General features: G+C 73.7%; 21 protein-coding genes and 1 pseudogene. 14 read left to right on the top strand and 8 right to left on the bottom strand.

Annotated features, from left to right (window positions below; genetic code table 11):
* Nucleotides 1–87: 87 nt before the first annotated feature.
* From ACFT41_RS18725 to ACFT41_RS18715, 3 genes are read right to left on the bottom strand one after another with little or no spacing between them, the layout of a single operon-like run.
* Complete coding sequence (locus ACFT41_RS18725; protein WP_377586896.1) at nucleotides 88–336, bottom strand: flavin reductase; 249 nt, start codon at nucleotides 334–336, stop codon at nucleotides 88–90.
* On the bottom strand, nucleotides 336–629 hold the full coding sequence (locus tag ACFT41_RS18720; RefSeq protein ID WP_377586895.1) for a hypothetical protein: 294 nt from the start codon (nucleotides 627–629) through the stop codon (nucleotides 336–338). The genes ACFT41_RS18725 and ACFT41_RS18720 overlap by 1 nt, the downstream gene beginning before the upstream one ends.
* Nucleotides 629–814, bottom strand: coding sequence for a hypothetical protein (locus ACFT41_RS18715; RefSeq protein ID WP_377586894.1), 186 nt, complete (start codon nucleotides 812–814; stop codon nucleotides 629–631). The genes ACFT41_RS18720 and ACFT41_RS18715 overlap by 1 nt, the downstream gene beginning before the upstream one ends.
* A 228-nt stretch (nucleotides 815–1,042) precedes the next feature.
* Between ACFT41_RS18715 and ACFT41_RS18710 the strand changes: the two genes are divergently transcribed.
* Nucleotides 1,043–1,849: a helix-turn-helix transcriptional regulator gene (locus tag ACFT41_RS18710; RefSeq protein ID WP_377586893.1), complete on the top strand. Its 807-nt coding sequence runs from the start codon at nucleotides 1,043–1,045 to the stop codon at nucleotides 1,847–1,849.
* Nucleotides 1,837–2,031, top strand: coding sequence for a DUF397 domain-containing protein (locus tag ACFT41_RS18705; protein ID WP_377586892.1), 195 nt, complete (start codon nucleotides 1,837–1,839; stop codon nucleotides 2,029–2,031). Before ACFT41_RS18710 ends, ACFT41_RS18705 begins: the two co-directional genes overlap by 13 nt.
* Nucleotides 2,032–2,128: 97 nt before the next feature.
* Here the strand turns inward: ACFT41_RS18705 and ACFT41_RS18700 are convergent, their stop codons facing one another.
* Nucleotides 2,129–2,671: a DapH/DapD/GlmU-related protein gene (locus tag ACFT41_RS18700; RefSeq protein ID WP_377586891.1), complete on the bottom strand. Its 543-nt coding sequence runs from the start codon at nucleotides 2,669–2,671 to the stop codon at nucleotides 2,129–2,131.
* Nucleotides 2,672–2,681: 10 nt separating this feature from the next.
* A complete protein-coding gene (locus ACFT41_RS18695; RefSeq protein WP_377586890.1) occupies nucleotides 2,682–2,924 on the bottom strand; it encodes a type II toxin-antitoxin system Phd/YefM family antitoxin in 243 nt (80 codons plus the stop codon).
* Between the two features lie 247 nt (nucleotides 2,925–3,171).
* Between ACFT41_RS18695 and ACFT41_RS18690 the strand changes: the two genes are divergently transcribed.
* Complete coding sequence (locus ACFT41_RS18690) at nucleotides 3,172–3,858, top strand: DUF4230 domain-containing protein (RefSeq protein ID WP_377586889.1); 687 nt, start codon at nucleotides 3,172–3,174, stop codon at nucleotides 3,856–3,858.
* Between the two features lie 111 nt (nucleotides 3,859–3,969).
* On the opposite strand, the gene ACFT41_RS18685 is transcribed toward ACFT41_RS18690, so the two are convergent.
* Nucleotides 3,970–4,179, bottom strand: a complete 210-nt coding sequence (locus ACFT41_RS18685; protein ID WP_377586888.1) for a PspC domain-containing protein — start codon at nucleotides 4,177–4,179, stop codon at nucleotides 3,970–3,972.
* 219 nt (nucleotides 4,180–4,398) lie between these two features.
* Between ACFT41_RS18685 and ACFT41_RS18680 the strand changes: the two genes are divergently transcribed.
* The 8 genes and pseudogenes from ACFT41_RS18680 to ACFT41_RS18645 all read left to right on the top strand — a co-directional run bounded on the left by ACFT41_RS18680 (nucleotide 4,399) and on the right by ACFT41_RS18645 (nucleotide 14,656).
* The gene (locus ACFT41_RS18680) at nucleotides 4,399–5,769 is read left to right on the top strand and encodes an L-serine ammonia-lyase (RefSeq protein ID WP_377586887.1); all 1,371 of its coding nucleotides are present in this window, start codon (nucleotides 4,399–4,401) and stop codon (nucleotides 5,767–5,769) included.
* Nucleotides 5,770–5,838: 69 nt separating this feature from the next.
* Nucleotides 5,839–6,693 carry an ABC transporter permease gene (locus ACFT41_RS18675; protein WP_377586886.1) on the top strand — a complete coding sequence of 285 codons (855 nt, stop codon included), beginning with the start codon at nucleotides 5,839–5,841 and terminating at the stop codon, nucleotides 6,691–6,693.
* A complete protein-coding gene (locus tag ACFT41_RS18670; protein WP_377586885.1) occupies nucleotides 6,693–7,457 on the top strand; it encodes an ABC transporter ATP-binding protein in 765 nt (254 codons plus the stop codon). Before ACFT41_RS18675 ends, ACFT41_RS18670 begins: the two co-directional genes overlap by 1 nt.
* Complete coding sequence (locus tag ACFT41_RS18665; RefSeq protein WP_377586884.1) at nucleotides 7,454–9,550, top strand: DUF5941 domain-containing protein; 2,097 nt, start codon at nucleotides 7,454–7,456, stop codon at nucleotides 9,548–9,550. The genes ACFT41_RS18670 and ACFT41_RS18665 overlap by 4 nt, the downstream gene beginning before the upstream one ends.
* Nucleotides 9,551–9,566: 16 nt before the next feature.
* Nucleotides 9,567–11,798: a CDP-glycerol glycerophosphotransferase family protein gene (locus ACFT41_RS18660; protein WP_377586883.1), complete on the top strand. Its 2,232-nt coding sequence runs from the start codon at nucleotides 9,567–9,569 to the stop codon at nucleotides 11,796–11,798.
* A gap of 120 nt (nucleotides 11,799–11,918) precedes the next feature.
* Complete coding sequence (locus ACFT41_RS18655) at nucleotides 11,919–13,232, top strand: ABC transporter ATP-binding protein (protein ID WP_377586882.1); 1,314 nt, start codon at nucleotides 11,919–11,921, stop codon at nucleotides 13,230–13,232.
* A gap of 112 nt (nucleotides 13,233–13,344) precedes the next feature.
* On the top strand, nucleotides 13,345–14,406 hold the full coding sequence (locus ACFT41_RS18650) for a hypothetical protein (RefSeq protein WP_377586881.1): 1,062 nt from the start codon (nucleotides 13,345–13,347) through the stop codon (nucleotides 14,404–14,406).
* Between the two features lie 77 nt (nucleotides 14,407–14,483).
* Nucleotides 14,484–14,656: pseudogene (locus tag ACFT41_RS18645) on the top strand (DUF397 domain-containing protein).
* 31 nt (nucleotides 14,657–14,687) lie between these two features.
* Here ACFT41_RS18645 and ACFT41_RS18640 read toward each other — a convergent pair.
* Both ACFT41_RS18640 and ACFT41_RS18635 read right to left on the bottom strand, forming a co-directional pair.
* Nucleotides 14,688–17,627 (bottom strand): M48 family metalloprotease, encoded by a 2,940-nt coding sequence (locus tag ACFT41_RS18640; protein ID WP_377586880.1) that lies wholly within the window; start codon nucleotides 17,625–17,627, stop codon nucleotides 14,688–14,690.
* 89 nt (nucleotides 17,628–17,716) lie between these two features.
* A complete protein-coding gene (locus ACFT41_RS18635) occupies nucleotides 17,717–18,292 on the bottom strand; it encodes a hypothetical protein (RefSeq protein WP_377586879.1) in 576 nt (191 codons plus the stop codon).
* Between the two features lie 159 nt (nucleotides 18,293–18,451).
* On the opposite strand from ACFT41_RS18635, the gene ACFT41_RS18630 reads away from it, so the two are divergent.
* From ACFT41_RS18630 to ACFT41_RS18620, 3 genes are all read left to right on the top strand, one after another.
* A complete protein-coding gene (locus tag ACFT41_RS18630; protein ID WP_377586878.1) occupies nucleotides 18,452–18,919 on the top strand; it encodes a DUF4442 domain-containing protein in 468 nt (155 codons plus the stop codon).
* Nucleotides 18,920–19,045: 126 nt separating this feature from the next.
* On the top strand, nucleotides 19,046–19,798 hold the full coding sequence (locus ACFT41_RS18625) for a beta-phosphoglucomutase family hydrolase (protein WP_377586877.1): 753 nt from the start codon (nucleotides 19,046–19,048) through the stop codon (nucleotides 19,796–19,798).
* The gene (locus ACFT41_RS18620; RefSeq protein ID WP_377586876.1) at nucleotides 19,795–22,167 is read left to right on the top strand and encodes a glycoside hydrolase family 65 protein; all 2,373 of its coding nucleotides are present in this window, start codon (nucleotides 19,795–19,797) and stop codon (nucleotides 22,165–22,167) included. Before ACFT41_RS18625 ends, ACFT41_RS18620 begins: the two co-directional genes overlap by 4 nt.
* Nucleotides 22,168–22,279: the final 112 nt, after the last annotated feature.

Genomic DNA, 22,279 nt, shown 5'->3' with positions numbered 1-22,279 from the left:
GGCTCACAGTCAGGCTTGATCCCTGCGCGGGCGGGCCCCGGCGAACCCCTGACGTGGTCCCGGTCCGTCCGAGCCCGCACGCGCGGGTCATCCCCGGGCGCGGGCCCAGGACAGGAAGCGGTCGGTCAGGTTGACCGGCGGGGTCGCCGGGGTCAGCTCCGTGAGCTGTGCGGTGGCTTCCTCCTGCAACGTCGCCAGGTAGATCAGCAGGGCGGTGCGGTTGCCCCGGTACTCGACGAGCAGTGTCAGCCGTGCCGCCCCGCACGGCCATGGGTGGCCGCAGGCGCGGCACAGCCAGATCGGGCGGACCGGGAGGTGTGGGCGGGCGTGTGACATCAGCGGTACCGCAGCGCGACGGCACGCGCCTCGTCGTCGGTCATCGGCAGGAACCACAGGAACCGCTTCACGATCTGCGGCGGGGTCGGGCCTTCCGGGCGGCCCCGGAGATCACGGATCGCCCGGCGCAGGAAGAGCGTGAAGCCCGCCAGCAGCGCTCCGCGCAGGTGGTCGTCCATCGGCAGGTTCCGCCAGGTCGGGCAGGGGAACGGCTCGCCGTCGGATTCGCACAGCCAGTCTGGCCCTTCGGCGCGGTGCAGCTCCAACGCCAGCGGGACGGGAGTCCGCCTCATCACCGGCCCCCGTTCCCTCGCCAGAGTTGCGCCAGGGTCAGGTTGCCGGCCCGCCCCGGGTCCTTCGTCGGGAGGACCTCGGTCGGCTGAGTCGCCCAGCTCGGCCGCCCGTCCGGCGGGGTGCGGCGGGGCTGTGGTGGTGGGACGGGCGGGGCCGGCTTGCAGCGCCGGAACCGGAAACGCATGGTGGGGCCTCCTTCGCGAGGTGGGGAGGGGCCGCCCCTGCTTGCGCGCAGCGGGGCGGCCCCGACAGACGCGACCGCCGGGCTTCGGGTCGCCTCCACCGGCCGCGCCGCTTGTCCTTCCACCCTGGACGCAGGCCCCCTAGGCTCGGAACAGTCACCGCCCGATCGCGGAGCGCAGCGACCAGATCCGGGCCGGCGGGGAAATCGTGTGGAGAGTCGTGGAAGGACGTGGAAGCTGTGGGAATCTCGCCGTCTGAGTACCTGACTCGCGAGCTGAGGCGACGCCGGGTGGCCGCCGGGCTGACGCAGGCCCAGCTCGGCGAGCTGGTCTTCTGCTCGGACTCGCAGGTGAGCGCGATCGAGACCGGGGCGAAGCCGCCGACGCTGCCCCACCTGACCGCCGTCGACAAGGCGTTGAACACCGGCGGATACTTCGCGACGCTCTGGGACGAGCTGGTCAAGGGCGACGCCGCGCCGATGCGCGAGTGGATAGAAGAGATCGAGCGGGAGGCGACCGCGCTGCGCTGGTACGAACACTCCTTCGTGCCTGGGCTGCTACAGACAGAGGCGTACGCCCGAGCGGTCTTCCGCGCGGCGCGCGTGCCGATCTCGGAGCTTGACCAGCACGTCGCGTCGCGGCTGGAGCGGCAGGCGGTTCTCGCCCGCGACCCGAGCCCGCAGCTCTTCGTGGTGCTGGACGAGATGGTCCTCCGCCGGGCCTGCGGCGGCCCCGACGTGATGGCCGAGCAGGTCGAGCACCTGCTGACCTGCGCGGAACAGCCGCATATCCAGTTGCACGTCGTGCCGTTGTCCGCTGGCATCTACCCAGGGCTCAACGGGGCGTTCATCCTGGCAGACCTGCCCGACGGGTCACGCGCCGGGTGCGTGGACCACCAGCTCAAGTCGCAGACCACAGGGCAGCCCGACCCGGTCGTTAGCCTGGGAGTGCGGTGGGAGGCGGTCCGGGGCGAAGCCCTCCCGCTCGGGCAGACGATCGACGTGCTCAAGGAGGCGGCGAAGACATGGACGACCTGACGGGCGCCCAGTGGCGCAAGTCGAACCGCTCGTCCACCAACTGCGGCACCCTTGTCGAGGTCGCCGACAACCTTCCGGGCGTCGTCGGCGTACGCGACTCGAAGGACCCGGCCGGGCCGGCGCTCGCGTTCGGGCCGGTCGTGTGGCGCGCGTTCGTCGCCCACGTCGCCAAGCGGGCCTGACCCCGACACGGGCAGCGGAGGGCCGGTCAATCTTGGACGATTCCGGCCCCTCCAGGGGCCGTTGGCTTCCAAGATCGAGCGCTACCGGAGAGGCCGCTCACCACTGGCGGCGCGTCGTCGCCTTCGCGCCGGTGACCAGGGTTGCCGGCGGGACGTCGTCGGCCACGACCGCGCCCGCCGCGACCACGGCGTCCCGGCCGATGCTGACGCCGGGCAGGATCGTCGCACCCGCGCCGATCCACACGTTCTCCGCCACGTCGATGGGCGCGCCGGTGAGATACCGCCGCCGTTCCTCGGGATCGACCGGGTGGCCGCTGGTGATGAAGGTGACCTTCGGGCCGACCATCACCCGCTCGCCGAGCCGGATGCCGGCGTAGTCGAGGAACGTGCAGTTCTGGTTGATGAACACGCGCTCGGCGAGGTCGAGGTGGAGGCCGTGATCCGTGTAGAAGGGCGGATAGATCGTGACCCGCGCCGGCAGCGGCCTGCCGAGGATCTGTGCGAACAGCTCCGCCTTGCCCACCTCGTCCTCGAAGGGCAGGACGTTCAGGCGGGAGGTCAGCTCGGTGACCCGCAGGACCCGGGCGGCCATGGCCTGGAACTCGGCGCTGCGGATCCGCATGAGACGGTCGCTGGGCATGCCACGTCCCTTACGAATTGGCGGGCTGAACAGACGGAGCCAACTCCGCGATCGATCGGCGGAGGGCGGCGGCGTTGCTCGGGCTGCGGAGGAGGTAGTCGGTCTCCGCCATCGCCTCGTACTCCGCGAGCGGCACGATGACCACGGGCTCGTGACCCGGCCGGTCCACCACCACTTCCTCCGCGTCGTTGATGACCCGGTCGAGTTCGCTGGCCAGGTTCCGTCGAAGCTGGGTGAAGGTCACGCTTCGCATGGTCACCCTCCAGAGCAGGTGCAGAAGAACGTACCTCAGGTGGGCGGCTCGTCCTGACACGCTTCGGTGATCAAGAAGTTTGCGTCATGGCGGGGCACCAACCTGACGCAAACCTCTTGATCACCGAAGCGAGCCGGGGCGAGCCGGGGCGAGCCGGGGTGGGGTGGGGCGGGTTGGCGGGCGGGCGGGTGTCGCACGGTGGCCGTACCGTCATCCTCAGACGATGTTCGATCGAGGATGGTGAGCGATGTCCCACGACGGTGAGGTCGACCGGCCCGCCCCCAGGGGCCCATCCGGGGCCGCCCGGGGGTTGCTCGTGGTGCTCGGCGCGGCGGCGGTGGCCGTGGTCGTGCTGCTCGGCGCGCAGGCCACCGGCGTTTTCCCCGACTTCCGCAACCCCTTCGCCCAGGAGCAGACCGACCGCAGCCAGCCGCCGCTGCTCAAGTCGATCCAGGATCTCAGCCGCTACGTCGCGGCCGAGGGCAACTTCCAGGTCGTGGTCGACCTGCAGAACGACCGCGACAACGTGCCGGAGTTCCTGCTCAACCAGCGCACCCTCTTCGTGGGGGCGGGCAGCGTGGAGGCGTACGTCGACTTCACCAAGATCGGCGAGGGGGCGGTGGTCGTGTCGCCCGACGGGAAGTCCGTCGAGGTGAAGCTGCCCGCTCCGCAGCTCGGCCAGACCAACCTCGACATGGAGAAGAGCTACGTCGTGGCGGAGCAGCGCGGCCTGTTCAACCGGATCAGCGACCTGGTCAAGGGCGACCCGAACCGCCAGCAGCAGGTCTACCAGCTGGCCGAGGACCGGATCACGGCAGCCGCGCGCGACAGCGGCCTGACCGACCGCGCGCAGGAGAACACCGACAAGATGCTGGCGGGCCTGCTGCGCTCTCTTGGCTACGAGAAGGTGACCGTCACCTACACCGCGCCCTGACGCCGCCACGACCACGAGCGCCCGCCCCGGGAGGACCGGGGCGGGCGTGTTCGTGCGGCGGGTCAGACGGTGGCGGGTCAGCAGGCGTGGCGGGTCAGCAGGCGCGGCGGGTCAGTAGCGGGTGGCGGCGGCGTAGCGGTCCTCGTTCGGCATGAGCACCCACAGCACCAGGTAGACGATCACCTGGGTGCCGGGCAGCAGCAGCGACAGCAGGAACAGCAGCCGGACCAGGCTGGCGGACGTGTTGAACCGGCGGGCCAGGCCGACGCAGACGCCGGCGAGCATGCGCCCCTCGCGGGGCCGGACCAGTTTGCGACTCATCGTCGTACTCCCACTCTGCGGCGTAACCGCCGCCTCTGACTCAACGGTAGGAACCGCCGTCGCACCCGCCCTCCGTCCCGAGGGGGATCCCGGAACCCCTGACCCGTAGGTACTTACCCGGGCGGGCCTGCTCCGATGCACCGAGGGAGGAAAGGAAGGGCGGCGGGTAGGCTCGCCGGTCGGGTCCGTACAACGGCGTACGACGGCGAGGAAGTGCACATGATCAGCGTTTTCGACCTCTTCAGCGTGGGCATCGGGCCGTCCAGCTCGCACACGGTGGGACCGATGCGGGCGGCGCGGACGTTCGTCGCCGGGCTCAAGGCCGACGGCCTGCTCTCCGACGTCGCCCGGGTGCGGGCCGAGCTGTTCGGCTCGCTCGGCGCCACCGGCCACGGCCACGGCAGTGGCCCGGCCGTGCTGCTCGGGCTGGAGGGCGAGGCACCGGAGACCGTCGACACCGACACCGTCGCGCCCCGGGCGGCCGGCATCCGCGCCGACCGCCGGCTCAGCCTGCTCGGCGTGCAGGAGGTCGACTTCGACCCGGACCGGGACCTGGTGCTGCACCGCCGCCGGTCGCTGCCGTACCACCCGAACGGGATGAGCTTCGTCGCGTACGACGGGGGCGGCGCGACGCTGCGCGAGCGGACGTACTACTCGGTCGGCGGCGGATTCGTGGTCGACGAGGCGGCGGCCGGGGCGGACCGGATCGTCCCCGACACCACCCGCGTGCGGTACCCGTTCGGTACCGGGGCGGAGCTGCTGGCGGTCAGCGCCGGCAACGGGTTGTCGATCAGCGAGGTGATGCTCGCCAACGAGCGCGCCCGCCGCGCCGAGGGCGAGGTGCGGGCCGGGCTGCTGGACATCTGGCGGGTGATGCGGGAGTGCGTGGCGTCCGGCTGCGCGCGCGACGGCGTACTCCCCGGGGGGTTGAAGGTGCGGCGGCGGGCGGCGGAGCTGCGGCGCGGCCTGGCGGCGGACGCCGCGAGCGCCGACCCGCTGCGGGTGATGGACTGGGTGACCCTGTTCGCGCTCGCGGTCAACGAGGAGAACGCGGCCGGCGGGCGGGTGGTGACCGCCCCGACCAACGGCGCGGCGGGGATCATCCCGGCGGTGCTGCACTACTACACCCGGTTCGTCCCCGGGGCCGACGAGGAGGGCGTGGTCCGGTTCCTGCTCGCAGCCGGGGCGATCGGCGTGCTGTTCAAGGAGAACGCGTCGATCTCCGGGGCCGAGGTGGGCTGCCAGGGCGAGGTCGGCTCGGCCTGTTCGATGGCCGCCGCCGGCCTGGCCGAGGCGCTCGGCGGCACCCCGGAGCAGGTGGAGAACGCGGCCGAGATCGGCATGGAGCACAACCTCGGGCTCACCTGTGACCCGGTCGGGGGCCTGGTGCAGATCCCCTGCATCGAGCGGAACGCGGTGGCTAGCATCAAGGCGATCACTGCGGCCCGGCTGGCGCTGCGCGGCGACGGGGTGCACCATGTCTCGCTGGACAAGGTGATCAAGACGATGCGCGAGACGGGCGCCGACATGAAGGTCAAGTACAAGGAGACGGCGCGGGGCGGCCTGGCCGTCAACGTGATCGAGTGCTGAGCGGGATCGGGTGCCGAGCGCACGGGGCCTGAGCCGACAACAGGGTGCCGAGCCGGCGAGGAGGCGCAGGTGACGTCTGGCGTCCGGGCGGCCGGCCCGCACGGGCCCGCGGCCCGCCTGTGGGCGCACCGCAACTCGCTGCGCATCCTCGTGCGCCGCGACCTCGCGGTGAAATACCAGCAGTCGGTGCTGGGCTACTTCTGGTCGCTGATCGAGCCACTGGGCATGGGCGCGATCTACTGGTTCGTCTTCGGGGTGCTCTACTCCGGCGACACGAGCCGGCACCTGGGGCAGGCCGCCGGGTCGTACCCGCTGTTCCTGATCACCGGCATCTTCGCCTGGATGTGGACCAGCTCGGCGTTGAGCGAGGCGACCAACGCGCTCACCGGCCAGGCCCGGCTGATCACCACGATGAACGTGCCGCGCCAGGTGTTCCCGATCGGCCGGATCACCGGCCGGTTCGCCGAGTACGCCGCCGGTCTGCCGATCCTGGCCGCCATCGCCGTCGCGTACGCGGTGCGCGGCGAGGTGCACCCGGGCTGGTCGGTGCTCGCCCTGCCGCTCGCCGTGGCCGTGCAGGCGGTGCTGCTGGTCGGGCTGGCGCTGCTGCTGTCGGCGCTGAACGTGCTGATGCGCGACATCGAGCGGTTCATGCGGCTGGTGATCCGGGTGCTGTTCTACGCCACCCCGATCATCTACCCGCTGAGCCTGGTCAGGTCCTCGACGCTGCCGGGCTGGGTGAAGGCCGCGTACGAGCTGAACCCGCTGGTCGGCATCTTCCAGCTGCACCACGCCGTCTGGTATCCGGACCAGTTCCCGGACGCCCGGCTGCTCGCCACCACGGTCGCGGTGAGCGTGCTGGTGCTGGTGGGCGGCTGGTGGGCGTTCCGGCGGCTCGAACCCGCCGTGCTCAAGGAGCTGTGATGGCGGCCGATCCGATCATCGAGGCGGACGGGCTCGGCATCCGGTTCGTCCGCAACCGGCGGCGGCAGCTGCGCCTGCGCGAGTTCTTCATCCGCCCCGGCGGGTCTGCCGACCCGGGGCGCAACGCCGACGACGGGCGGTTCTGGCCGCTGCGGGACGTGTCGTTCAGCGTCGCGCCCGGCGAGACGCTCGGGGTGGTCGGTCGCAACGGCACCGGCAAGAGCACCCTGCTGCGGCTGATCGCCGGGGTGCTCATCCCCGACGAGGGGAACATCCGGGTACGCGGCGACGTGGCCCCCCTGCTGGAGCTCTCCGCCGGCTTCTCCAACGACCTGACCGGCCGGGAGAACCTCTACCTCGTCGGCGGGCTGCACGGCCTGTCGGCGCGCTACCTGCGGAAACACTTTCATGAGATCGTCTCCTTCGCCGGCGAGCAGGTGGAACGGGCCATCGACACGGCGGTGCGGCACTACTCGTCGGGGATGAAGGTCCGGCTCGGTTTCGCGATCATCTCCCACCTGCCGCACCCGATCCTGCTCATGGACGAGGTCACGGCGGTCGGGGACGCGGAGTTCCGCGAGAAGTGCTATGCGACGATCGAGCGATTGCTGGGGGAGGGACGCACACTGGTGCTGGTGTCACACAACGAGAAGGATCTGACCCGGTTCTGCCGTCGGGGGTTGTACCTCGACGCCGGGCGGCTGACCGTCGACGGGACGATCGCCGAGGCGCTCGACGCGTACCACGCCGCGGTCGCGCGGTGACCGTCGCGATCGTGCTCGCCGCCGGTGCGCCGGCTGCGGGCCCGCCGGCAGCCGCCGGGGACACGCAGGGCGGGACGGGCCGCGCCGGGGCCGCGCTCGCCGACCGGCTCGCCGAGCAGTGGCACCGGGCCGGGGCGACCCACGTGCGCCGGGCCGCGAACCTGACCGAGCTGGCGACCCTGGTCGACGCCGCCACCGGGCCGGTGATCGTCAGCGGGACGGACCTGGTGGCGCACACCGCCGTACTGCGGCACCTGGCCACCAGCCCGGTCGGGCCGACGGTGGCCCTGGTGCTGACCGACCCGCCGGCCCCCGGGCAGGCCGTGGTGCGCGAGGAGCGCGGCCAGGTCGTCGACGCCGGCCCCGACGGGCAGCTCGACGGCGGGCAGACCGGGGTGTTCGGCGGCGCGCTGCGGGTGGGCCGGGACGACCTGCCCGCGCTGGCCGCCGCCGCCCGCGCCGCCGTCGCCGGCATGCCGATCGCCGGCACGGACCCCGCCGCCGGCACGCCGCCGGCCGCCGGGCCCGGCCCGGCCGGGTCCGCCGTGGACCGGCTGTTCACCGGCCTCACCGCGCTGGGCACGCTGACGTTCGCCCATCGGGTACGCCTGCTCGTCGCCCACCGGGTCGTCGACCCGGCCGGGCTGGCCGCCGCCGAGGCGGCCGTCGCCGCCGTCGACGGGGACCGGGCGGAGCTGCGGCTGTCGGTGAAGGAGAAGGACGACTTCTTCACCACGTTCTTCGTCAGCACCTGGTCGCCGTACGTGACGAAGGCGTCGGCGAAGCTCGGCCTGACGCCGACCGGGGTCACCGCGATCTCGGTGCTCTTCGCGGCGGTCGCGGCGGTGCTGTTCGGAGTCGGCGGCCGGCCCGCCCTGGTGGCCGGCGCGGTGCTGCTCTACCTCGGCTTCGTGCTGGACTGCGTCGACGGGCAGCTCGCCCGCTACACCCGGCACTTCAGCGCGTGGGGCGGCTGGCTGGACACGATGGCCGACCGGGCCAAGGAATACCTGGTCTACGCCGGCCTCGGCTACGGCGCGACGGCCGCCGGGTTCCGCTACGGCTGGGCGCTGGCCGTCGCCGCGATGACGTTGCAGACCGTCCGGCACATGACCGACACCTGGTACGGGGTGCTGCACGACGAGGCGGCCCGCCGGCCGAGGGCAGTTGGTGGGGGAAGTGGGGGAGGCGGCGGGATCGGCGACCGGCTGAACGCCGCGTCGACCCGGGTGCAGGCCGACACGGGTTCGCTGTCGTACTGGCTGAAGCGCACGGTGGTGTTCCCGATCGGGGAGCGCTGGGCGCTGATCGCGCTGACCGTGGCGCTGTTCGGCCCGCTGGTCAGCCTGGTCACGGTGCTGACCTGGGGGACGCTGGCGTTCGCGTACACGGGTGCGTTGCGCACGCTGCGGGCCCGCTGGATGTGGGTGCCGGTGCTGGACACGGTCGACGCGACCCTGCACCGCGACGACGGGGCGATCGCGGCCCGGTTCCCGGTGCTGCGGCCGATGGGCCCGCTGACCCTCGCCGTGCTCGGGGCGCTCGGGCCGGCGGCGCTGCTGGTCGCGGCCGGGCTGCGGGTGCGCGGCGACGGCAGCGACGGCAGTGGCGATGGCGGCGACCCGGGCGGGTTGGCCTGGGCGGTGCCGGTGGCGCTGCTGGTGCTGCTGGTCGCCGCGCTCGGGGCGGGGGCGGCGCACAACGGCCCGCTGGACTGGCTGGTGCCGGCGGCGCTGCGGGCCGGCGAATACCTGTTCGCCATCGCCGCCGGTGTGGTCGGCGGGGCCCCCGCGTGGGTGGTCTTCGGGTACGTCTTCGTGCTCACCCTGCACCACTACGACCTGACCGCCCGGCTGGAGAAGCGGCAGGCAGCCCCGCCGTTGCACGGTGCCACGCTGGGCTGGGAGGGGCGCTCGGCGGTGCTGGCCGTCGCGGCTTTCGCCGGTTTCGCGGGGATTGCCATGGCTACACTCGGTGCGTACCTGCTCGTGGTTTTCGTCGGGAGCGTGGTCCTGGCCTGGGTCGTCCTGCCCGCCCGCGCCCGGCGGGGCGTGGGGGTCCCGGCGGGCGGCGAGGTTCGCCAGCCGGGCTGACGTGAGGGGCCGGCCGATGACGCTGATCAGCTTCGTCGTACCGGCCTACCGGGTGCAGGCGTACCTGCGTGAGTGCCTCGACTCGATCCTCGGCCAGCCGTTCGACGACGTCGAGGTCATCGGCGTCGACGACCACTCGCCGGACGGCAGCGGCGACATCCTCGCCGACTACGCGGCCCGGGACCACCGGGTCCACGCGGTCCGGCTCGACGACAACGTCGGCCTCGGTCCGGCCCGCAACATCGGGCTGGACCGGGCCGGCGGCGAGTACGTCTGGTTCGTCGACGGCGACGACTGGCTCGCCCCCGACTGCCTCGCCGAGGTGGCCGCCCGGCTGCGCCGGACCCGCCCGGACGTGCTGCTCGTCGACCACGTCCGGGTGCGCTGGGACGGCCGGGCCACCCGCAGCGCGCTGGCCGAGGTCTTCCCCACCCCGCCCGGGGAGGAGACGTTCCGGCTGCGCGAGCGGCCGGAGGCGCTGCGGCTGCTGCACACCGCCTGGAACCGGCTGGTCCGGCGGGAGTTCCTGGTCGACCTCGGGCTGCGCTTCGAACCCGGCTGGTACGAGGACGTCGCGTTCAGCTACCCGGTGCTGCTGGCCGCCGAGCGGATCGGGGTGCTCGACCGGGTCTGCCTCCACTACCGGCAGCGCCGGTCCGGGGCGATCACCCGTACCCGGGGGGACCGGCACTTCGAGGTCTTCGTCCAGTGGCACCGGGTGTTCCGGTGGATGGACGATCACGTCCCGCCCGTGGACGGCCTGCGGCCGGCGGTCTTCGAGCGGATGATCTGGCACTACCTGACGGTGCTCGGCAACGGCGAGCGGATCGCCCCCGAACTGCGGTCGGCCTTCTTCGACCGGATCACCGCCGACCACGCCCGCTGGCTGCCGCCCGGCGGCTACCCTGCCCCGCCCGGCGTGGAGGGGCTCAAGCACCGGCTGGTCGCCGCCGGCCGGTGGCGGACGTTCAGCGCGCTGCGCGCCGCCAACCAGGCCCGGGAGGCCGCCGGGCGCCAGGTCCGCCGGGGCAGGCCCGTTGCCCGTCGGGCCGCCCGGCTGGGCCGCGACGCCGTGCTGCGCGAGTACTACCTGGCGGAGCTGCGCCGCCCGCTCGACCCGCACCTCGCCGTCTACGCCGCCTACTGGTACCGGGGGTACGCCTGCAACCCGGCCGCGATCTACGAGGCGGCCCGCCGGCTGGCCCCGCACCTGCGCGGGGTGTGGATCGTCCGGCGGGACCGGGTCGCGTCCCTGCCGCCCGGGGTGGAGTACGTCGTCGCCGGCACCCGCGAGTACCACCGCGTGCTGGCGAGGGCGACGTGGCTGGTCAACAACGTCAACTTCCCCGACTTCGTGCGCAAGCGCCCCGGGTCGGTGCACGTGCAGACCCACCACGGCACCCCCGTGAAGGTGATGGGGCTGGACCAGCAGCGGTACCCGGTCGGCGCGGTCGGGATGGACTTCGCGAAGCTGCTGCGCCGGGTGGACCGCTGGGACCACAGCGTCTCGGCGAACAGCTTCTCCACCCAGATGTGGGAGCGGGCGTACCCGGCCGCGTACACCACCCTGGAGGTGGGCTACCCGCGCAACGACCGCCTGGCCACGGCCACCGACACCGAGGTACGCGAGGTGCGCGCCCGGCTCGGCCTCGCCCCGGGCGACCGGGTCGTGCTGTACGCGCCGACGCACCGCGAGCACCTGCCCGGCTACCGGCCGCCGTTCGACCCGGAGCTGCTGCGCGACGCGCTCGGCCCGACCGGCGTGCTGCTGATGCGCAGCCACTACTTCGCCGACCGGGACCGGCGGCTGCCGGCTGCCGGCCCGGTGCTCCGCCGTGAGCGGGTGCTCGACGGCGCGGCGCGGGTGCTCGATGGCGCGGCGCGGGTGCTCGACGTCAGCGAGCACGACCGGGTGGAGGATCTCTACCTCGCCGCCGACGTGCTGGTCACCGACTACTCGTCGGCGATGTTCGACTACGCCGTGCTGGACCGGCCGATCGTGATCTACGCGCCGGACTGGGAGGCGTACCGGTTGGCCCGGGGCGTCTACCTCGACCTGCTCGCCGAGCCGCCCGGCGCGGTGACGACCAGTCTCCCCGGCCTGCTGGACCTGTTCCGCTCCGGCGCGGTCGACGCCGACACCGCGACGGCGGCCCGCCGCCGGTTCCGGGACCGGTTCTGCGCCCTCGACGACGGGCACGCCGCCGAGCGGGTCGTCCGGCGGGTGTTCCTGGGGGAAGCCGGCTGAACCGGGGGATCATGTAATAGGTCTGTCACGAGCCGAACATGGCACGTTTACCCGATGTGCGGCGTCCATGATCCTGGTCACATTCATTCGGGGTTCAACCGAGGGGCTGGGGAGGAGACGGTGACAACCGTCGCGCTCAAGGATGTGACCAAGGTATTTCAGGACGGCACAGTAGCCGTCGACAAGATAAACCTGGACGTGAACGACGGGGAGTTCATGGTCCTGCTCGGCCCGTCGGGTTGTGGGAAGTCGACGGTGCTGCGGATGGTCGCGGGGCTGGAGGACCCGACCGCCGGCGCGGTGCTGCTCGGCGGCGAGCTGGCCAACGACCTGCCGCCCCGGGACCGGAAGATCGCCATGGTCTTCCAGGACTTCGCCCTCTACCCGCACATGACGGTGGGCGACAACATCGCCTTCCCCCTGCGGCTGGCCGGGGTCGACCCGTCGCCGCGGGGGGAACGGGTCGCCGACGTGGCCAGCGCGCTGGGCATCGGCGACGTGCTGGGCCGCAAGCCCAGCCAGCTCTCCGGCGGGCAGCGCCAGCGGGTCGCGATGGGCCGGGCCATCGTCCGTCGGCCGGGCCTGTTCCTGATGGACGAGCCCCTGTCGAACCTCGACAGCGGGCTGCGGGCGGAGCTGCGGGCGGAGATCTCCGGCCTCACCCGCGAGCTGGGCGTCACCACCATCTACGTCACCCACGACCAGGCCGAGGCGTTGACCATGGCCGACCGGGTGGCCATCATGCGCAAGGGCGTCCTCCAGGACGTCGGCACCCCCACCCAGGTGTACGGGCGGCCGGCCACCCTCTACGTCGCCGCGTTCCTCGGCAGCCCGAGGATGAACCTGCTGGAGGCGTCGGTCTACGTCCACCTCGACCGGTACGTCGCGCTGAACCTCGGCGACCAGTCGCTCTACCTGCCGTGGGACGACATCCGCAGCCGGGCCGTCGCGCACTACCACGGCGAGCGGATCGTGGTCGGGATGCGGGCCGAGGCGCTCACCCCGGTCGCGCCGGACACCCCCGGGCACGTCCTCCAGGGCCGGATCCGCTACCTGGAGCACCACGGCCACGAGTCGTTGGCCTTCCTCGACATCGGTGCCACCGCGATCGTGGTCGACGAGATGGGCAACCGGGCCGAGGAGAACGGCGGCGGACAGCGCGGGCTGCGCCGGTTCGGGCAGGTCATGCAGCGGCTCACCGGGCGGTCCGGTGACACCGAGGCGAACCCCGCCGAGCAGGACCGGGGCGGCGGCAACCGCACCAGTGTGCTCAACGACCCGGGCCGGCACCACCGCCGCCCCGCCGAACTGGCGGTACGGCTCGCGCCGTACCCGGCGGTCAGCTCCGGGCACCCGCTGGCCGTCTCCGTACGCATGGACGCCCTGCACTTCTTCGACGAGCGCGGCGACCGGATCGACGTGGGCTGGCGCTGAGCGGGCTGGCGCTGAGCAGGTTGACGCTGAGCGGGGTGGCGGGCGGGGCGGGTGGTGCCCTACGGTCAGCGGACCTCGTCCACTGAGCACAGTGTGAGAAAGGGGTCAGCCCGTGTCGGGTGACCGTCCGAGCCCGCTCGTCATCGAGCGCATCCTGCGCGACCGGCAGGGCATCTGGCAGCAGATCGTGGCCGACCGCGACCTCAACGGCCTCACGCTGCGCATGCTGGCCAGCTCCGGCATCGCCCTGGCCTGCTACGGGGCGGTGCTGGGCGCGTTCCACAGCGTGCTGATGGCGTTGACGTCGGCGGTCAAGCTGCCACTGCTGTTCCTGGTCACCCTCGCCATCTGCCTGCCCACGCTCTACCTGTTCAACCTCGTGTTCGGGGCCCGGCTGTCGGTGCGGCAGTCGCTGGCGCTGGTGATGGTGGCGATCACCGTCACCTCGATGCTGGCCGTGGCGTTCGCGCCGATCAGCCTGTTCTTCCTGATCACCGCCCCGGACTACGGCTTCTTCAAGCTGCTCAACGTCGCGATCCTGACGCTGAGCGCGGTGGTCGGGCTGCGCTTCCTGACCGGCGGGATGCAGGTGCTCAACGCCCACGGCCTGCTCACCCCGGCCGCGGCTCCCATGGCTGCCCCGGCTGCCGTCCCCGCCGCTGTCCCGGCTCAGGCGGTGCCGGCGGTCCAGGCGGTGCCGGCAGCCGTCGGCCCGCCGGCCGCCGAGCCGGTGGCGGTGAGCGCGAACGGCGCAAGCGCCGCCACCCCGGTCGCCCCGGCCACCCCCGCTGCTCCGGCCACCGTGACTCCTGCGCCCGCCACCGCGCCCGACGGTCAGCCTCTACCCGTCGCGGCCAGCGCCCCGCCGCAGCAGGTGGTGGCCGGGCAGCACCTGGTTCCGGCCGGGCCGGTCCTGCTTCCTCCCGGCTACCCGGCCCCGCAGTACCGCCAGTGGCCGGACCCGGCGGCCCGCCGCCCCGTACCCGACGCGCAGCGCCCGGCCAGCATGACCCTGCTGTACGTGTGGATCCTGCTGTTCGGCTTCGTCGGCACCCAGCTCGCCTGGACGCTGCGCCCGTTCTTCGGCAGCCCCGGGGAGGGGTTCGCGCTGTTCCGCAGCATCGAGGGAAACTTCTACGCCGAGATCATCCGCACCATCGGCAACCTCTTCTGATCTGAACGAGCCGGAGACCGCCCGGTGCTGGGGTCGGCGCTCCCTCCGACGCTGCGGGATGGACACCTCCGACCGGCGTGGCCTGGCGCAGGAGCTCCCGCAGCAGCGGCAACCAGGGCGACCGCGTGGAGGCGGCCGACAACCTGCCGGGGGCGGTCGCGGTGCGCGACAGCAAGGACCGGCGGGGCCCGGTGCTGGTGTTCGCCCGGTGAACTGGGCGGCGTTCGTCGCGCACGCGAGGCACCGCTGAGCCACGCGCGTCGCTGAGACACCGCCTCCGGTCAGGGCCGGTCGAGGGCGCGCACGACGGCGGTCAGCGCGTCGGCGACGAGCCGTTCGTCCAGGGGGCGCAGCACCGAGGTCACGGTGAGCGTGACGAGGTTGTGGCCCACCCTGACCAGGACGAATGCGCTGCTGCCGGTGATCTCGTTGGCGCCGCTGCCGACCGAGAGCCCATAGTCGACGCGCCAGGACTGCTCGCCGACCGCCGGCGCCGGCCGGGCGCGCACGGCGAACCGCACGGGCAAGCCACCGCCGTTGGTGGTGCCGGTGAACCGCCGGCACGCGGCGCGGGCGGCCTCTGCGGCGGCGAACACGGAGGCGGGCACCGGTTCGGCGTACGAGGCGACGGTCACCTTCGCCGAGGTCGACGCGATGCCGGCCCGGCTCGGCGGCGTGGCGTAGGCCGCCTCGGCGGCTGCCCGCTCGCCGGGCTTGAGCACGTCGAGGTAGGCGTCCCGGGCCAGCGGGCGGCAGGCAGCCGGCTCGATCCGGGACTCGCCGCCCGGTCCGGTCTCCTCGGAGACCCAGGACTTGGGCAGCGCCGACCGTACCGTTCGCGCGATCCTGCGGGCCTCTGCGGCGGTGAGCAGGCGACCGGCGTCGGCGGCCGGTGCACCGGTGGCTGCCGGCTGTCCCCCGGGTGGGGTCGGCCCGCCCCCGGCAGGTACCGGTGACTCCGCGCCGGACACCGGTGACCCCGTGGTGTTTCCGGTCCTGCCCGGAGGAGCGGACGCAGCGGCGGTCGGAGCCAGCGGCGAGTAGGCTCCGGGGATTCCCGGCCCGAGGACCACACCGGCCAGCAGCACGGTGGCCAGTCCCGTCGCCGCCAGCGCCCCCCGAGCGGGCCGCGCCGGGTGGGCCGCCCGTGCGGCAGGCGGCGGGCGCAGCAGCAGGACGGCCGACGTCAACGCGGCCAGGAACAGCAGCCAGACCAGGGGCGTCCCGACGGCGAGCCGCAGCGCCAGGGCGTCGGCCGAGCGCCCGGTCACGGCCGAGTGCGCGTACTGGAGGAAACCGGCCAGGCCCGTCGCGGACCCGGCGGCGAGCAACGACCGGGCGGGGGCCCGCGGGCCCGGCCTCGTCGCGGTCACGATCAGGACGACCCAGCCGGTCAGGGCGCAGAGCAGCCACCGGGCCTGCGCCGCGCGGAGCGCCTCGTCGAGCGTGGCGGGCGGACCGAGTTGGGTACGCAGGATCGCGCCGGTGCCGCCGACGAGCACGGCGACCGCGACCACCCTCGCCTCGACCGACCTGAGGGCCCGGCGCAGTGCGCCCGGTCCGGTGGCGCCGGTGGCGAGCGACCGCAGCCCGAACAACGCCAGCAGGGCGAGCGCAGCCGGCCAGGCGGTCTGCGGCAGCGAGTAGACCAGCCAGGCCCGGAACGCTTCCGGGGCGGGCAGCACCGCAGCGAGCACGGGCAACGGCCAGAGCAGGGCGGCCGTGGCGGCGAGCGCCACCAGGTGCCCGGCGAGTCGCCACGCGAGCCGTGCCGGGCCTGCCGACGGCCCCGTCCCGACCAGCGCGGTCGCGAGGGCCGCGCAGAGACCGACCGCGCCCGAGCCCAGCGCCGCGGTCGCGGCGGCGAGCAGCAGGCTGTCCGTCGTCCCCGGGGTCAGGAACAGCGCATCCGCACCGGGCAGGGGGAGCATCGCCGTGCCGAACGCGGCCACGAAGAGACCGGTCGCCGTGCCGACGATCGATCGCCGCCACGCGGCCGGCACCCCGGCCCGCCGGGCCGACTCCGCGCGGCGGAGCAGCGCCGGCAGGAGCCCGCCGACGAGCAGCGCGGCACCGACCCAGGCGGCGACGGCCGCCGGCAGCCAGCCCTGCGCCGCGTAGTGCAGCTCCCGGGTGAGGTTCGCGGCGGCGGCCATCGCCACGGCCGTCACCGCGCCGACGGCCAGCCCCTGCACCAGGTCGCTGTCGCGCACGCCGCCCGGTTGCCGCAGTGCCCGGACCCGGTCGAGCGGCCGGGGGTGGCGGGCGAACGGGCGGCGCAGCGCGGCGGCCACCCGGTTGCCGGCCGGGGCCATTCGGGCGGCGGCGTCGCTCAGCAGCGCGGCCAGCGCGTCCGACTGGCCGGCCCGGGCCGCGTGCCGGTCCGCCTCCCGCTCGCGCATCCGGAGCAGGCTGGCCGCCAGGAGCGTGACCAGGCCCGCCAGGAGCAGGACCGTGAGCAGCGAGCCACCGAGGATCGCGCCCGTCCTTGCGCGGGCGATCCCCGGCAGCACGTCGTCGAGGGGGAAGATCAGCTGGTTCGAGGCGACCTCCACGAGTACGCCGGTGGCGACCGCGGGCACGGGCAACCAGACGAGTCCCCGTACGGCGGCCACCCAGGTCACGTCGCGGGCCCGTACGTGGGCAAGCTCGTGCTGGACGACCGGGTCGAACCGGGCCGGGTCGCGGTACGCCACGGCGACCCCCGCCGGGAGCACGACGAGCGGCCGCCGGCCGACGACCCCGGTGGTGAACGCCTGCCGGACCGGCGGGCCGGCGATGAGCAGGCGCGGCCGGTCCCGGCCGGTCAGCCCGTTGGCGTCGCAGAGCGCGTCGAACCGGTCGACCGTTCCCGGGACGACGAACCGGCCCCGGTGCCGGCGCAGCCGCCACTGGTCGACCGCCGGCACCAGCAGCAGCAACAGGGCTGCGCCGGCCAGCACCACGCCCACGGCCCCGAGCATGACCAGCGCGCGTTCCCGGGCCGGACCGGCCATGCAGTCCGTGAACCCGGGCGGGGCGGGATTGGCGGCGGTCGCCCCGAACGCCAGGTCACACTCGGTGAGGGCGTCGGCCCACGGGAGGCTCCACGACCGGTTGGCGAGGAAGAGGAGGTCTCCCGCCCTGATCCCGACGGCGACCAGCGCCGCGACGACGAGCAGGTGCAGCCAGCCCAGCCGGTATGGCGTCCCGTCGCCGTCGTGGCCCTCGGGCGGTGGCATGTCGTGGCCCTCGGGCGGCGGTGGTGCGTCGTGGGCCTGGGGTGGCGGTGGTGCGTCGCGGTCCGCCGGTGGTGGGCTGGCCGGCCGGGTCACCGGTCGCCCGGTGCGGCCATCGCACCCACCAGGGCGTCGGCCAGCAGATCGGCTGCGTCCGGCGGCAGGCCCAGCGCGAGTGCGTGCCGGCGGCACGCCTGCCGCAGCTCGGCCACCTGGGGCCCGGTCAACCCGAGCCCGTCCACCCGCCCGGTGCCGGTCGCCGGTTCCGTCGGCCCGGTGTCGGCTGCGGGTTCCTCCGTCGGTCCGCTGGCCGGTTCCGTCGGCCCGGCGGGCGCTTCCGTCGATTCGGCGGCCGTCGCACCCCGGGTACGGCGTCGCAGCCACCCGGCCCGGAGGCCCGCGCCGACCCCCGTCACGCCGAGCACGAGGACCTCGCTGACGGCGGCGGACGCGGCCTGGAGGAACAGTTCGCTGACGAGCGCGGTGTCGATGCCGAAGCTGACCGCGCTGCCCGGCGTGCCGGGTTGCCGGGCTCCCTTCGCCGCCTCCTGCCGCCAGCCGGCGGCCACGCCGTCGAACACTTCCAGCTCCTCCGGGGCGTACCGGGTCACCGCGCTGCGCGCGGCATCGACGACGAGGGCTGCGGCGCGCTGCTGTGCATCGATCACGCTCTCCATCGTGCCGCCGCCGCGCCAGCTTCCGACAGTGTCGGGTAAGGAACCGAACACTTCAGTGCGGTCGGGCGGGCTCGTGGGCGGGCCCTCGGGCGGGCATCCTGCGGCGTACGCGTGCTTGAACCGGAAGTTACCCGGGAGTAACGTGCGGGCATGACCATCGACTCGCGCCAGGTCGCCGCCGGCATGCTGGAGGCGGTGCCGTTCGCCCGTACGCTCGGCGTCGAATTCGTCGAGGTGGCCCCCGAGGCCGAGGGCGGCGTGCGCGCCGTGGTCCGGCTGCCCGACTCGCCGGCCACCCACAACCACGTCGGCGGCCCGCACGCCGGAGCGATGTTCGCCCTCGGCGAGACCGCCTCCGGCGCGGTGGTGCTCGCCGCGTTCGGGCAGCTCCTCGACCGGGCGGTGCCGCTGGCGGTGCGGGCCGAGATCGCGTACCGGAAGGTGGCGATGGGGCCGGTGCTGGCCACGGCGCGGCTCGGCCGGCCGGCGCCCGAGGTGGTCGCGGAGCTGGAGGCCGGCCGGCGGCCCGAGTTCCCGGTCGAGGTCGAGATCGGCACCGAGGACGGCACCCCGACCTCGGCGATGACGGTCGTCTGGACGCTGCGCCCCCACCGCTGATCCGCCGCGCCCCCCGCGCGGTGAGAGGGTGAGAGGGGTGACCTTCTATACCGTAGGCGTTAACAGGGGGCCCTTCCTTCTCAGCAAACGGGTTTGGGGGGGTCCGGGGGTGGATAGATTCGTACCGTGCTGGGCCTGCCTGCTCACGTGACCGCGTGTCTCTTCGACCTGGACGGTGTGCTGACGCAGACCGTCCGGGTGCACAACGCCGCGTGGACCCAGACGTTCGACGCGTTCCTCCGGCGTCGCGCGGCGGCCACCGGGGAGCCGTACCGGCCGTTCGACCCGGGGCCCGACTACAACCGGTACGTCGACGGGAAGCCCCGCGCCGACGGGGTGCGGTCGTTCCTCGCCTCCCGGGGGATCGTCCTGCCGGAGGGCTCGTCCGACGACCCGCCCGACGCGGACACCGTCAACGGCGTCGGCAACCGCAAGAACGTCGTCCTGCTGGAGCGCATCCACACCGACGGGGTCGAGGTCTATCCGGGCTCCGTGACGTACCTGCGGGCGGCGGCTGCCGCCGGCCTGCGCCGCGCCGTCGTCTCGGCCAGCGCCAACTGCCGCGCCGTCGTCGTCGCCGCCGGGCTGGAGCCGCTGCTTCAGGCCCGGGTCGACGGCGTGGTCGCCCGTGAGCAGGGACTGCGCGGCAAGCCGCACCCCGACACGTTCCTGGCCGGTGCGAAGCTGCTCGGCGTCGACCCCGCGCAAGCGGCCGTCTTCGAGGACGCGCTCGCCGGGGTGGCCGCCGGCCGGGCCGGCGGATTCGGGTACGTCGTCGGCGTCGACCGGGTGGGCCAGGCCGACGAGCTGCGCGCCCACGGCGCGGACGTCGTGGTGACCGACCTCGCCGACCTGATGGACAGGGGACCCCGCGCATGATCCGGGAACGCGCCTATCCGGTCGAGCCCTGGCACGTCCGGGAGACCCGCCTCGACGTGGACGTCCTGGCCCAGTCCGAGTCGGTCTTCGCGCTCTCCAACGGGCACGTCGGCCTGCGCGGCAACCTCGACGAGGGCGAGCCGCACGGCCTGCCCGGCACGTACCTGAACAGCTTCTACGAGCTGCGGCCCCTGCCGTACGCGGAAGCCGGGTTCGGCTTCCCCGAGTCCGGGCAGACCATCGTCAACGTCACCAACGGCAAGCTGATCCGGCTGCTCGTCGACGACGAGCCCCTCGACGTCCGGTACGGCGAACTCCTCGCCCACGAACGGATCCTCGACCTGCGCGCCGGCACCCTGCACCGGGAGCTGCACTGGCGCTCCCCGGCCGGGCGCGAGGTCAAGGTGCGCAGCACCCGACTGGTGTCGTTCACCCAACGCTCCGTCGCCGCCATCAACTACGAGGTGGAGGCGGTCGACGGGCCGCTGCGGCTGATCCTCCAGTCGGAGCTGGTGGCCAACGAGTCCCTGCCGGCGCAGAGCCGCGACCCCCGGGTGGCGGCGGTGCTGGAGTCGCCGTTGCAGGCCGAGGAGGAACTGACCACCAACGACGGCGGGCTGCTCATCCACCGCACGAAGGTCAGCGGGCTGCGGGTGGCCGCCGCCATGGACCACGACGTGTACGCCCCGGAGCACACCACCGTCGACACCGAGGGGTACGAGGACTGGGTCCGTACCACCGTCGGTTGCGTGCTGAAGCCCGGCGAGAAGCTGCGGGTGGTCAAGTACCTGGCGTACGGCTGGTCGAGTCGCCGCTCGCTGCCGGCGCTGCGCGACCAGGTCGGCGCGGCCCTCGCGGCGGCCCGCCTCGACGGCTGGGACGGGCTGCGCCGGGCGCAGCGGGAATACCTCGACGAGTTCTGGGACGCCGCCGACGTCCGGGTCGAGGGCGACCCGGAGGTGCAGCAGGCGGTGCGGTTCGGGCTGTTCCACGTGCTCCAGGCCGGGGCGCGGGCCGAACGCCGGCCGATCTCCGCGAAGGGCCTCACCGGCCCCGGTTACGACGGGCACGCGTTCTGGGACACCGAGATGTTCGTGCTGCCGGTGCTCACCTACACCCAGCCGGGCGCGGTGCGCGACGCCCTGTACTGGCGGCACTCCACCCTCGCCCAGGCGCAGGAGCGGGCCCGGACGCTGAACCTGGCCGGGGCGGCCTTCCCGTGGCGCACGATCGAGGGCCCGGAGTCGTCGGCGTACTGGCCGGCGGGGACGGCGGCGTTCCACATCGCCGCCGACGTCGCCGACGCGCTGCGGCGGTACGTGCTGGCCACCGGCGACGAGGGGCTGGAGCGGGAGATCGGCCTGGAGTTGCTCGTCGAGACGGCCCGGCTGTGGCGCTCACTCGGCCACCACGACCGGCGCGGCCGGTTCCACATCGACGGCGTGACCGGCCCCGACGAGTACACGGCCGTGAAGAACGACAACGTCTACACCAACCTGATGGCGCAGCGGAACCTGCTCACCGCCGCCGAGTGCGCGATGCGCTTCCGGGACGAGGCGATCGACCTGGGCGTCACCGAGGAGGAGGCGGCGGCCTGGCGGGACGCGGCGAACGCGATGTGCGTCCCGTACGACGAGGGCGCCGACGTGCACGAGCAGGTGGAGGGGTTCACCCGGCTCCAGGAGTGGGACTTCGAGCACACGCCGACCGAGAAGTACCCGCTGCTGCTGCACTACCCCTACTTCGACCTGTATCGCAAGCAGATCATCAAGCAGGCCGACCTGGTGCTCGCCATGCACTGGCGGGGGGACGCGTTCAGCGAGGCGGAGAAGCGGCGCAACTTCCTCTACTGCGAGCGGCGCACCGTACGGGACTCGTCGCTGTCGGCCTGCACGCAGGCGGTGATCGCCGCCGAGGTCGGCTACCTGGAGCTGGCCCACCGGTACCTGCGCGAGGCCGCGCTGATGGACCTGCACGACCTCAACGAGAACACCCGCGACGGGGTGCACATGGCGTCGCTGGCGGGGGCGTGGATCGCCCTGGTCGCCGGGTTCGGCGGGCTGCGCGACCACCACGGCCTGCTCGCGTTCGCGCCCCGGCTGCCGAGCCGGCTCGACCGGCTGGAGTTCTCGTTGCAGTGGCGGGGGCTGCGGCTGCGGGTCGACGTCCGGGCGCACCAGACGACGTACGCGCTGCGGCACGGCCGCTCCGGCGACATGGTGGAGCTGCGGCACCACGGCGAGAAGGTGCGGGTGACCTACGCCGAGCCGGTCACCGTGCCGGTGCCGCCGTTCACGCCGCCCGCCACCCAACCGGAGCAGCCGCCCGGCCGGGCACCCCTGCTCCGCCTCCCGGAGCAGCTCGGCTGAACCCGTCCGCCCGGCGGGCTCACCGGCCGTGACGTTCCCCGATTCCCGCTTCTCCCGATTCCTGCTTCTCCCGGTGGCGGCGTCTCCCGGTGGCGGCGTCTCCCGGCCGGTC

This window comes from Micromonospora sp. NPDC057141 (assembly GCF_042670805.1).
Lineage (GTDB): Bacteria > Actinomycetota > Actinomycetes > Mycobacteriales > Micromonosporaceae > Micromonospora.
This window is presented reverse-complemented; position numbering and strand designations above follow the sequence as displayed.